This window comes from Corallococcus praedator (genome assembly GCF_003612125.1).
GTDB classification, from domain to species: Bacteria; Myxococcota; Myxococcia; order Myxococcales; family Myxococcaceae; genus Corallococcus; species Corallococcus praedator.
Map to the genome: position 1 here is coordinate 1 of NZ_RAWI01000086.1, position 12,716 is coordinate 12,716.

The 12,716-nt window shown below is 74.5% G+C and carries 5 protein-coding genes; all 5 read right to left on the reverse strand.

Translation table 11 applies throughout. From position 1 onward, the window contains the following. On the reverse strand, positions 1–210 hold a 210-nt coding region (locus tag D7Y13_RS14035; RefSeq protein WP_208734461.1), incomplete at its 3' end, for a TubC N-terminal docking domain-related protein. Next, a complete protein-coding gene (locus D7Y13_RS14040) occupies positions 207–3,590 on the reverse strand; it encodes a non-ribosomal peptide synthetase (RefSeq protein ID WP_120630696.1) in 3,384 nt (1,127 codons plus the stop codon). The genes D7Y13_RS14040 and D7Y13_RS14035, both read right to left, overlap by 4 nt. Then, a complete protein-coding gene (locus D7Y13_RS14045; RefSeq protein WP_147444245.1) occupies positions 3,587–7,069 on the reverse strand; it encodes a bifunctional LLM class flavin-dependent oxidoreductase/SDR family oxidoreductase in 3,483 nt (1,160 codons plus the stop codon). The genes D7Y13_RS14040 and D7Y13_RS14045 overlap by 4 nt, the downstream gene beginning before the upstream one ends. A gap of 63 nt (positions 7,070–7,132) precedes the next feature. Further along, a complete protein-coding gene (locus D7Y13_RS14050; protein ID WP_233595392.1) occupies positions 7,133–12,187 on the reverse strand; it encodes a type I polyketide synthase in 5,055 nt (1,684 codons plus the stop codon). 141 nt (positions 12,188–12,328) lie between these two features. Continuing rightward, on the reverse strand, positions 12,329–12,673 hold the full coding sequence (locus D7Y13_RS14055) for a GYD domain-containing protein (protein WP_120533444.1): 345 nt from the start codon (positions 12,671–12,673) through the stop codon (positions 12,329–12,331). Between the last annotated feature and the right edge of the window lie 43 nt (positions 12,674–12,716).

Below are 12,716 nucleotides of genomic sequence, written 5' to 3' on the forward strand. Positions count from 1 at the left end.
GAGACAGCAGAGGGGGGGCAGCGCCGCGCGCGCCGCGCTCCGGGCCTGCTGGAGGTACTGCATCAACGCGGCCTTCTGCTCCCGCAGGCGCTCCAGCAGCTCCGGGGACAGGGCATCGCGGGGCGCGCTGTAGCGCAAGCGCCCCTCCTCCACCCAGACCCGGACATCCCGCCCCTTCAGCTCCGCCAGCAACGCCTCGACGTGTCTCACAGCTCCCCCTGCTCCCGGTCCTCACCCGACTCCGCCACGACCGCCGCCTGCGCGGCCCACTTCAGCGCCGTTACCCGGCGCGCCAGCCCTTCCACCGTCGGCTCCTCGAAGAGGCTGCGCAAAGGCAGCGTCACCCCCAGCGCCTCGCCCACCCGGAAGGTGGCGCGGGTGGCCAGCAGCGAGTGCCCACCGCGCTCGAAGAAGTGGTCGTGGACGCCCACCTGGGCCACGCCCAGGACCTCCGCCCACACGGCCGCCACCGCCGCCTCCTCCGGCGTGCGGGGCGCCACGTAGAGGGCCTCGGCCTCCCCCGTGGGCACCGGCAGCCGCGAGCGCTCCACCTTGCCCGCGTTCGTCTGCGGCAGCGCATCCATGAGCACCAGCGCGGAGGGCACCATGTAGTCCGGCAGGCGCTCCTTGAGAAACGCGCGCAGGGCCGGCACCTCCAGCGAGGCGCCGGAGCGCGGCGCCGCGTAGGCCACCAGCCGCCGGTCCCCCGGCCGGTCCTCCCGGACCATCGCCAGCGCCTCGCGCACGTGGGGGTGCTGGCAGAGCATGGCCTCCACCTCGCCCAGCTCCACCCGGAAGCCACGGACCTTCACCTGGAAGTCCACCCGGCCCAGGTACTCCAGGCTGCCATCGCGAAGGGAGCGCGCCAGGTCCCCCGTGCGGTACAGCCGCGCGCCCGGCGTCGTGCTGAAGGGGTCCGGCACGAAGCGGTCCGCCGTCAGGTCCGGCCGGTGGAAGTAGCCACGCGCCAGGCAGTCCCCGCCCACGTACACCTCGCCGCCCACCCCCACCGGCACCGGCTGGCCCAGCCCGTCCAACAGGTAGATGCGCGTGTTGGGCAGCGCCTTGCCCACCGGCGGCAGGCGGGGCCAGCTCCCCGGGTCCCCGGACAGCGTGTGCGACGTGATGACGTGCGCCTCGGAGGGCCCGTAGTTGTTGTGGAGCACGCACCTTGGAAGAGCCCGGAAGAAGTGCTCCACGGCGGGCGTCACCTGGAGGGCCTCGCCCGCGGTGTAGACCTCACGCAGCGAGGACGGCACGCGCTTCAGTGCCTGGGCCGCCTCCGCGAGCCCCTGGAAGACGACGAAGGGCACGTGCAGCCGCTGCACGTCGTGCGCCTGGAGGAAGTCCAAGAGCGCCACCGCGTCCTTGCGCACGTCGTCCGGCACCACCACCACCGCGCCGCCCGTGGCCCAGGTGGAGAAGGACTCCTGCACGCAGATGTCGAAGTTCCACGGCGCGAACTGGAGCGTGCGGTGGCCCGGGGCCACGGTGCAGACGCGCAGCTGCCACGCGATGAGGTTGGCCAGCGGTCGGTGCCGCATGGCGATGCCCTTGGGCCGCCCGGTGGAGCCGGACGTGTAGAGCACATAGGCCAGTGACTCCGGGCCCACCGCGACGTGCGGAGGGGTGTGGGGGTGCGCGGCCAGCTCCGCCTCGGGCAGCGCGTCCAGGCACACGGCCGTGGCGGGGCCCTCGGGGAGCAGCGCCAGCAGGGGGCGCTGGGTGAGCAGCACCCGCGCCCGGGCGTCCTCCAACATGAAGGCATTGCGCTCGCGCGGCGACATGGGATCCAACGCGAGGTACGCACCGCCCGCCTTGAGGATGGCCAGCAGGCCCATCAGCTGCTCCGGCGAGCGCTCCACGCAGAAGCCCACCAGCACCTCCGGGCCCACGCCCAGCGCGCGCAGGTGGTGCGCCAGCCGGTTCGCCCCCTCCTCCAGCGCGCGGTACGTCACCGTCCGCGCGCCGTGCACCACCGCCACCGCGTCCGGCGTCTGGCGGGCCTGGGCCTCGAAGAGGTGGTGGATGCAGCGCTCGGCGTCATAGGGCATGCGGGTGGTGTTCCAGCCGTGGACCACCTGCTCGCGCTGCGCGGCGCCCATCAGCGGCAGCCGCCCCACCGGGCGGGACGGCGTCTCCACCGCGCCCAGGAGCAGCGCGCGCAGGCTCTCCACCAGGCGCTCCCCGGTGGAGGCGTCGAACAGGTCGGTGTTGTATTCCAGCGAGCCCACGAGCCCCGCGTCGCGCTCCTCCAGCGTGAGCGTCAGGTCGAACTTCGCGGTGCCCGTCTCCAGCGCCACGGGCGTGGCCGTCACGTCGCCCAGCTTCATGGGGCCGGAGGGCGCGTTGTGCATGACGAACATCGCCTGGAACAGCGGCGTGTGGCTGAGGTCCCGCTCCGGCTGGAGGGCCTCCACGACCGCGTCGAACGGCACGTCCTGGTGGGCCAGCGCCTCCAGCGTCACCTGCCGCACCCGGCCCAGCAGCTCCAGGAAGGAGGGGGCGCCGTCCAGCTTCGCGCGAAACACCAGCGTGTTGACGAAGAAGCCGATGAGCGCCTCGGTCTCCCGGTGCTTGCGGTTGGCCACGGGCGAGCCCACCGCCACGTCGTCCTGCCGGCTGTAGCGGCCCAGCACCGCGCTCCAGGCGGCCAGCAGCGCCATGTACAGCGTGGCGCCCGCCCCCTGCGCCACCTGCTTGAGGCCCTGCGTCAGCGCCGGGTCCAGGTGGAAGCGCAGCGTCGCGCCCCGGTTCGTCTGCACGCTCGGACGCGGCCGGTCCGTGGGCAGCTCCAGCCTTGGCGGCAGGCCCTCCAACTGCTTGCGCCAGTAGTCGAGCTGCGCGGCGCCCACGGCCGACGTCAGGTAGCGCCGCTGCCAGCCGGCGAAGTCCACGTACTGCACCGCCAGCTCCGGCAGCGGCGAGGGCCGGCCCGCGGCGAAGGCCTCGTAGAGCACGGTCAGCTCGCGCAGGAGCAGTCCCATGGACCACGCGTCGGAGATGATGTGGTGCATGGCCAGCCACAGCTGGTGCACGCCGTCCGTCGAGCGGACCAGCCGGGCGCGCAGGAGCGGTCCCGCCTCCAGGGAGAAGGGCTGGCGGGCGAAGTGCTCCGCCTCCTTCGCCACGTCGCGCACGAGCTCCACCGGGAGCACCACCGGCCAGGCCGGCAGCACGCGCTGCACCGGGGTCCCGTCCACCGCCGGGAAGCAGGTGCGCAGCGCCTCGTGGCGCTGGAGGATGTGCCCCAGCGCCCGCTCCAGCAGGTCCACGCGGAGCGGTCCCTCCAGGCGGACGGCGGCGCACAGGTTGTAGCTGGCGGAGCCCCCCTCCAGCCGGTCCACCAGCCACAGTCCGCGCTGGGCGGACGAGGCCGGCAGCGCGCCGTCACGGGGCACCCGCGTCAGCGTGGCCAGGGCGGCCTCGTCCCGCAGGTGCACGAGCAGCGCGGGCTTGGCGGCGGACAGCCGCTCCCGCAGCTCGGGCACCAGCGCCCCCTTGGGGGCGGCGATGCGCAGGTTGTCTCCGTCCGCGCGCAGGGTGATGCCCAGGCGCGACAGCTCGGTCAGCAGGGCGTGCGTGCTCACAGCGTCACCTCTTCCATCTCCACCACGGCCCCGGCCAGCGTCAGGGCGGGCAGCACGTCGTCGACGAGCTGCGCGATGCTGGGGCCGCGCAGCAGGTTCACCATGGGAATCACGACGCCCAGGTCGGACTCGATGCGGTTGCGCAAATCAATGGACATCAGCGAGTCGAGCCCCAGCGACATCAGTGACGCGTTCACATCCAGCCGCGCGCTGGAGCGCGCCAGCACCCGGGCCACCTGGGTCCGCAGGTATTCCCGCACCAGCTCGGGCCGCGCGCCCGGCTGCGCCTCGCTCAGCGCCGTCTGGAGCGCCCCGGCCTCCTGGGAGCGTCCAGGCTCCGCGCCCGCCCCCACCTCCTTCACCTGCTCCGCCAGCAGCGGCGTCATCCGCGCGTGCGCGAAGGCGCGGAAGAAGCGCGGCCAGTCCAGCGACACCACCGCCAGCTGCGCGTCCGGCTGTGACAGCGCCCGGTCCAACGCGGCGAGCCCCTGCGGCGGGGACATGCTGCCAATGCCCTGACGCTCCAGCATGGGCAGGCCGCCCTCGCGCACCGCGAGGCCCACCTCGCTCCAGGGCCCGTAGTCCACGCTGAGCGCCGGCAGGCCGCGCGCGCGGCGGTGGTGCGCCAACGCGTCCAGGAAGGTGTTGGCCGCCGAGTAGTTGCTCGCGCCGGAGCCAATCCAGCCCACCAGCCCCGGCACCGCGGAGATGAGGACGAAGAAGTCCAGCGGCGCTTCCTCCAGCAGCGAGTGCAGCACCCACGCGCCGGCCACCTTCGGCCGGAGCACCGCGTGAAAGGCGTCCGCCCCCAGGTTCATCAGCGTCGCGGGCTGGATGACGCCGGCCGAATGGACGACGCCCCGGAGCGCCGGGCCTCCTTGCGCGTGGTAGCCCTGAAGGAAGGCAGCCACCGCGTCGCGGTCCGCCACGTCCACCGCGGCCGGATACACGCGCGCGCCCAGGGCCTCCAGCTCGCGCACGGCGGCCACCTGCCGCGCGGCGCGCGAGCCCGGCGCCACCTGGGCCCAATCCTCCCGGGGCGGCAGCGGCGAGCGCCCCATCAGCACCAGGTGCCGCGCGCCCCGCTCCACCATCCACCGCGCCATCCCCAGGCCCAGGTCGCCCAGGCCGCCCGTCAGCAGGTAGCCCGCGTCCGCGCGCAGCCGCGTCGCCGGCCCTCCGGAGGGCAGCCCCCGCCGCCGCACCAGCCGGGCCACGGACCGCGTCTCGCCGCGCAGCACGAACTGGTCCTCCCCTCCAGGCGCCAGCAGCACGCCACAGAGCGCGGCGGCGCTGGGGTCGGCCGGCGCGTCCGGCTCCAGGTCCACGAGGCCGCCCCACACCTCGGGATGCTCCGCGGACACCACGCGCCCCAGGCCCCACAGCGTGGCCGAGGCCAGCGCGCCGGAGGCCCCCGCCGGAGGCTGACAGCCGCGCGTCACCAGCCACAGGCGCGGCGGACGCACGGCGCCACTGCCCACCAGCGCCTGCACCAGGCCCAGCACCGTGAGGGCCCCGGCGGTCTGCTCCGCCTCCAGCGTCGCCACCGTCGTCTGGGCGGGGTCCAGGCCCTCCAGGCTCCACAAGTGAACGAGCCCGCGCGGCACCGGCCCTCCGGCGACCAGCAGGGTCTCCACGAGCTGCCGCAGCTGCGCCGCGTCCCCGGGCGCCACCTGATAATGGCGAGCCCCCAGCGACTGGAAGGTGGCGCCGGCGGTGATGCGCACCACCGTGTCGCCCCGGGCCTCGAGCCGCGCCGCCAGCTCCTTGCCCACGCCCCGGCCATCCATCAGCACCCACCACGCCCCGGGCCCGGCGGCGTCGTCCGGGACGGGCGCGGCGTGTGGCTGCCAGTCCAGGGCATAGGTGAGCGCGTCCACCGGGTCCGACGTGGGCCGTCCCGCCTGCTCCACCAGCTGGATGCGCATTCCAGACACCTCGGCGAGCAGCTGGCCGGACGCGTCCAGGATGCGCACGTCCCCCTCCAGCACGGAGCCGGCGGGGGGGCTGGTGCGCACCACGTGGCTGTAGAGCTCGCCGGTGGGCGGCGCGTGGATGCGCAGCCGCCGCATCCCCGTGGGCAGCGCCACCAGCCGCCCCCCCTGCCGCTCCGGCGCCAGCGCGCCGAGGATGAGCAGGCTGCTGTCCAGCAGCACCGGATGGAAGGCATAGGCGTCGCGCTCCCCCTCCACGGCCGGCGGCATCCGGAGCCGTCCCAGCGCCTCCCCCTCCCCGCGCCACACGCGCTCCAGGCTGCGCATGGAGGGGCCGTACTCCGCCCCGGACGCGGCCACCTCCGCGTAGAAGTCCGCGCCCTCCATCACCCGCGGCAGGCGGGCCTGGACGTCGGCCACGGTGTCCTTCCTGGGCGAGGACTCCGGCGCCAGGGGGACGGCGGCGGGCCGGACGCGGGGCGCGGCGCCACGGGGCCCCAGCTCCGCCACCCGGGCGCGCAGCGTGTCCAGGTGCGGCAGGTTCTGGAGGACGGCGTCCACGGGAGGACCGAAGTCCAGCAGCGACGCCAGCTCGTCCACGCCCAGCTCGCGCAGCTGGACGGCCAGGTCCATGCAGGAGTCCGGCGTGCCGATGAACGCGCGGGACGTGGCGAAGCGCTCGTAGAGGAAGTGGACGAAGTCGTCCTTCTCCCGCTCCGACAGGGTGGTCAGGTCCACGTCGCGCATGCGGCTCTGGGCCAGCCCCTTGAGCTGCCCCAGGTTGGACTTGAGGAACGCGCAGTAGGGCTCGCGCGCCAGGTCCCGCACCTGCTGGGCATTGCCCCCGACGAACGTGTGCAGCATCAACGTCACCGTGCCGCCGTCCGGGTCGTGCCCCGCGCGCGCCCGGGCCTGCCGGTACGCGGCGACCTGCTCGGCCAGCCGCTCCACGCCCTGGTCCAGCAGGTGGGTGAGCAGGTTGAAGCCCAGCTCGCCCGCCTTCGCGAAGGTGGCCGGGTTGCTGGCGGCCGTCACCCACACCGGCAGCTCGCGCTGGACGGGCGTGGGGTAGACGCGCACCGACTTCGTCTCACCGGTGCCGTTGCGCACGGACAGGGGCTCGCCCCGCCACAGCCGGCGCACCACGTCCACCTGGTCGAACAAGGTGCGCGAGCGCTCGGCGTACCGCTCCGGCGCGAGCGCGAAGTCATCCGGGTTCCAGCCGGTCGCGAACGACACGCCCACCCGCCCCCCGGAGAGGTTGTCCACCATGGCCCACTCCTCGGCCACCCGCAGGGGGTGGTGGAGCGGGAGCACCACGCTGCCCGCGTTGAGGCGCAGGTGCTTCGTCTCGCGCGCCAGCGCGGCGTGCAGCACGGCGGGGTTGGGATAGAGGCTGCCGAGCGCGGAGAAGTGCCGCTCCGGCACCCAGACGCCCTGGAAGCCGTGGCGGTCGGCGAACCGCGCGCTCTCGATGACCAGCTCGTATTTTCGGCCCGACAGCGCGCTCTCGTCGCTGGCGAAGAACATCAAGGAGAACCGCACGGTGCTGCCTCCTGGGCCGCGAGGGCCCGGATGGGATGGCGGACGCGACAGGCGCGCCGCGCGCTAGCTCGGAAGGACCTTCCCCGTGGCGTGGAGCACCCAGGGCTCCTGGCCACCGGCCCGGCTGTGGACGTGGAACGTGAGCGCGTCCTGCTCCCCCGCGGGCGCCACGCTCACCTGCACCGTGCGGCGACCGGCCGCGGGGACCGCGAGCACCTTGCGGTACTCCACGTCGCTGACGCCGCCGGGGCGCTGGCCCAGCAGCTGGCCCGCCGCCGCGAGCGCCCACTCCACGTACACCACGCCCGGCACCACCACGGTGCCCTGGATGCGGTGGTCCGCGATGAACGTGAGCTGCTCAGGCGCCAGCTCCCGCTGCCACACCTGCCCCTCGGGCTGGGCGGCCACCGCGGGCAGGCGGTGCCCCAGCAACGGGTGCGCGGGCCCCTGCCCCACGGACGCCTGGGCCACCGGCGACTCCAGCCAGTGGCGCTCGCGCTGGAAGCGGTAGGTGGGCATCGCCACGCGGCGGCCCGGCGCCAGCACGTCCCAGCGCACCGGCACGCCCCGCGCGTGCAGCGCCGCGACGCTGGACAGCATCCGCGCGAGGTCTGGCTCCCGCGCGCGCAGGCTGGGCAGCCACAGCGCCGGGTCCTCCGGTGGCAGGCACGCCCTGCCCAGGCCCGTGAGCGTGGACGTGGGGCCCACCTCCACGAAGGCGTCGCACCCCAGCCGCCGCAAGGCGCGCACTCCGTCCGCGAAGCGCACCGCCTCGCGCACGTGGCGGCGCCAGTAGGCGGGCGTCAGCAGCTCCGGCCCCGCCACCTCGCCCGTGAGGTTGGAGAGCACGGGCACCGTCGGCGCGTGGAACGTCACCCGGGACGCGGCGGCCTCGAAGGCGTCCAGCATGGGCTCCATCAGGGGGGAGTGGAACGCGTGGGAGACCTTCAGCGGGCGCGTCTCCACGCCCCGCGCCGCCAGCGTGGCCGCCACCGCGCGCACGGCCTCCGTGCGCCCGGAGATGACGACCCCGCGGGGCCCGTTGTCCGCCGCGAGGGACACGTCGCGCGCATGGGGCTCGATGAACTCCAGGACCTGCTCCACGGGCGCCAGGACGGACACCATCTCCCCGTCGCGCGGCAGCGCCTGCATCAGCCGGCCCCGCTCCGCGATGAGCCTCAGCCCGTCCTCCAGGCTGAAGACGCCGGCCACGCACGCGGCCACGTACTCGCCCACGCTGTGGCCCAGCACGGCGGCGGGCTCCACGCCCCAGGCGCGCCACGTGCGCGCCAGCGCCATGCCCAGGCAGAACAGCGCCGGCTGCGCGTACGCCGTGTCCTCCAGGGGAGACGGGGCGCCGTCCTCGGGGTACAGCACCGAAAGCAGGGGCTGCTCCAACAGCGGACGCAGCAACGCGTCGCATTCGTCCAGGGTGCGCCGGAACACCGGCTCGGCGTCGTAGAGGCCCCTGCCCATGCCCACGAACTGCGAGCCCTGCCCGGTGAAGAGGAAGCCCACGGACGGCCGATGGCCTGCGCGCGCCGTCCCCCGGATGACGTCGACGTCGGTGTCCACCGCGCCCTGGGAGAACGCCCGCAGGGCCTCCCGGGCCTCCTCGGGGGTGGTGGCCACCAGGGCCAGCCGGTGCGCGAAGTGGGCCCGGCCGTTCGCGGCGGTGTGGCAGGCATCCGCCAGTGACAGCGCGGGAGGCCAGGCGGCGGGGGCCGCCCACGCCCCGGCCAGCTCGGCCAGGGCCTTCTCGTCCCGCGCGGACAGCGTGAGCACGCAAGGTACGCCCCGCGCGGGCGCCGGGGGCGCGGAGCGCTCCGGTGCCGACTCCAGGATGACGTGCGCGTTGGTGCCGCCGAAGCCAAAGGAGCTCACGCCCGCCCGGCGCGCGGGGCCCGTCCAGGCCCGCCGCGTGGTGGGAATGGCCAGGGGGAGCCCCTCCAGACGGATGTAGGGGTTGAGCTCGCGCAGGTGCAGGTGCGCGGGGATGGCCTCGTGCTGGAGTGACAGCACGACCTTGATGAGCCCGGCGATGCCGGCGGCCGACTCCAGGTGGCCGATGTTCGTCTTCACCGAGCCCACCCACAGGGGCCGCTCCAGGGGTCGCCCCTGGAGCAGCACGGCCTTGAGGGCATCCACCTCGATGGGGTCCCCCAGCGGCGTCCCGGTGCCGTGCGCCTCCACGTAGTCCACCGCGTCGGCGGACACGCCCGCGTCCGCCAGGGCCGCGCGCAGGACGGCCTGCTGCGCCTGCCCATTGGGGGCGGTCAGCCCGTTGCTGCGGCCGTCCTGGTTGATGGCCGAGCCCCGCACCACCGCCAGCACCCGGTCCCCGTCCCGCTGCGCGTCACGCAGGCGCTTGAGCACCACCACGCCGCAGCCCTCGCCGCGCACATAGCCGTCCGCGGAGGCATCGAACGTCTTGCAGCGTCCATCCGCCGCCATCATCCGCGCCTGGGAGAAGGCCACCGTCATGTCCGGCGCCAGCAGCAGGTTGACGCCCGCGGCCAGCGCCATGCGGCACTCGCCCCGCCGCAGGCTCTGCACCGCCTGGTGCACCGCCACGAGCGACGAGGAGCACGCGGTGTCCACCGCCAGGCTGGGCCCCCGGAGGTCCAGCACATAGGACAGGCGGTTGGCCGCGATGCTGAACGCGATGCCGGTGCCCGCGTAGGCATCCAGCGCGCCGGGCGTCTGGGCCTGCAACCGCGCGTAGTCGCCGCTGCTGATGCCCACGAAGACCCCCGTGTCACTGCCCGCCAGGGTGTCCGGCGCCAACCCCGCGTCCTCCAGGGCCTCCCAGGCCACCTCCAGCAGCAGGCGCTGCTGGGGGTCCATGCCCCGGGCCTCGCGGGGCGCGACGCCGAAGAAGTCCGCGTCGAAGCCATCCACCTGCTTCAGGTAGCCCCCCCACCGCGTGCTCATCCGGCCGGGAGGCGGCGGCGCAGGATGGAACAGGCGCTCCACGTCCCAGCGCGCCGGGGGCGTCTCGGTGACGGCGTCCACGCCGTCGTGCAAGAGCCGCCAGAAGGCCGCGCTGTCGTCCGCGCCCGGCAGCCGGCAGCCCAGGCCGATGAGCGCGATGGGCTCCATGTCCGAGGGCCGCTCGGTGGCGCCCGGCGCGGGCGCGGGCGCCCCCCCGGTGAGGTGCGCCGCCAGGGCCTCCAGCGTCGGGAAGTCATAGACGAGCGTGGGTGACACCGGCCGGCCGAGCCACGTCTGCAGGTCCCCCGACAGCCCCACCGCGGACGCCGAGTCCAGGCCCAGCTGGGACAACGGCGCCCGGGTGTCGACGGCGGAGGGCGCCACGCGCAGCCGCTCCGCCACCCGCGCCACCAGCCAGGCCCGCACCTCACCCGACGCCGGACCGGCCGCGACGGGCGTGGGCGCCTGGGGCTCGCGCCACTCGCCCACGACGTCCAGCTCCCCCGCGAGGAAGGCCGCGCGCGAGCCCTTGCGTTGAATCTTCCCGCTGGACGTCTTGGGAATGGAGGCGGGCTTCACCAGCACGACGGCGTGCGGCCGCAGGTCGTGGTGCGCCAGGATGGCCGCGCGGATGGCGGCCGTCACGGCGGGGGCGTCCAGCTTGCGCACGTGGACGCGCTCCACCTCCTGCACCACCACCAGCCGCTCCTCGCCGGAAACCTCCACGGAGAAGGCCGCCGCGCCGCCGCGCCGCAGGACGGGGTGGCTCTCCTCGGACGTGTGCTCCAGGTCCTGCGGGTAGTGGTTGCGCCCCCGGACGATGATGACGTCCTTGAGGCGGCCGGTGACGAACAGCTCACCGTCCACCAGGAAGCCCAGGTCACCGGTGCGCAGGAAGGGCCCCTCGCCGGTCCCCGAAAGCCGCGCGCCGAAGGTCGCCGCCGTCTCCTCCGGCCGGTTGAGGTAGCCCCGGGCCACGCTGGGACTGGCCACCCAGATCTCCCCCACCCGCTCCGGGCCGCACGCCACGCGCGTGTCGGGGTCCGCGATGAGGATGCGCTCGTCCATCCACGCCCGGCCGCAGCCGAGCACGGCGCGGGCGTCCGCGTCCCCCTCCCGGGCCTCCACCACGCGGTGCGAGTCCAGGGCCCGCGCGGAGACGTGGCGCACCACCGGGGCCGCGTCCGCGAGCCCGCCGGAGATCATCACCGTGGACTCGGCCATGCCGTAGCACGGGTAGAAGGCGTCGCGGCGGAAGCCCACGGGCGCGAACGTCCGGGCGAAGCGCTCCAGGGTGGCCGCGCGCACCGGCTCCGCCCCGTTGAAGGCCACCCGCCACGAGGACAGGTCCAACCCCGCGCGCTGCTCCGGCGTCGTCTTCTCGACGCACAGGTCATAGGCGAAGTCGGGCGCGCCGCTGCACGTGCCCTGGTACTTCGACACCGCCTTCAACCAGCGGATGGGCGACTGGAGGAAGGCCACCGGCGGCATCAGCACGCAGGGGCGGCCCAGGTACAGCGCCTCCAGGGCCACGGCGATGAGGCCCATGTCGTGGAACAGCGGCAGCCAGCTCACCAGCCGCGTCCGCGCATCATGGCCAAAGCCCTGCCGCAGCATCTCCAGGTTGTGCAGCAGGTTGGCGTGGCTGACCATCACGCCCTTGGGCGCGCCGGTGGAGCCGGACGTGTACTGGAGGAAGGCCAGCGTGTCGGGTGACAGCGACGCGGGGGGCCTCCAGGCGGAGGCCGGACCCAGGTCCACGTCGTCCGTGGTCATCCAGTGCAGCGCCTTCATCCGGGGCAGCGCGGCCGAGTCCCGGGTGAGGTTGGGCAGGAGCGCGGTGGTGGTCAGCACCACCGTCGCCTGGGCGTCCTCCACCACGGACAGCAACCGGGCCAGGTGCCGCGTCGCGCGCGGCGGATAGGCCGGCACCGCCGCCACGCCCGCGTACAGACAGCCCATGAAGGCCGCCAGGAAGTCCAGCCCCGCCGGGTAGAGCAGCAGCGCGCGCTGCCCCTCGGCGCCGGCCGCGCGCAAGCCCTGGGCAATGGCCCGGGCCCGGAGGTCCAGCGCGGCGTAGGTCAGCTGGCCGGACTCCTGCTCGCCGTTCTCCAGGAAGGTGTAGGCGGTGTCCGCGCCCTGGCGCGCCGCGCGGGCCGACAGCAGCGCGACGAGCGTCGGCACGCGCCGTCCCACATCAAGAAGGTCTTCCGGGTTGCCAGTCGTCATGCGAGCACGCGTCAAGGGGCGGAGTCGTGGGGAGTGACATCACGGCCCGCGCGGACGCCCAGGGGCGCGCGCGGGCCAGGGTGCGGCGAGCGCCGCTCAGGCGCCCGGCGGGTAGAAGACCTTGCCGGCGGCCCCGGCGCGCTTGAGGGCGCCAACGGCCTCTTCCAGCGAGGTGAGCGGATAGGCCTCGCCTTCCTCGAAGGCGCCGGACGCCTGCCCCACCATGATGGCCGCGTGGGCGGCCTCGTGGTCCGGGAAGTCCACGATGACCATGAAGTGCCACCGGGCATCGCGCATGAAATAGGCGGTGACGACCTTGCCGCCCACCGAGCCATAGAACGCATCGGCGTGGTCGTTGCGCGAGGTGAGCGCCTCCGGGTTGCTCAGCAGGTTCTTGAGGACCGGCGGCGTGTACCGGGCGAGGATCATGTAGTGCGGCATGGCTGCGGGCTCCTGATTGCGGATGGACCGGGGGCGGCACGCG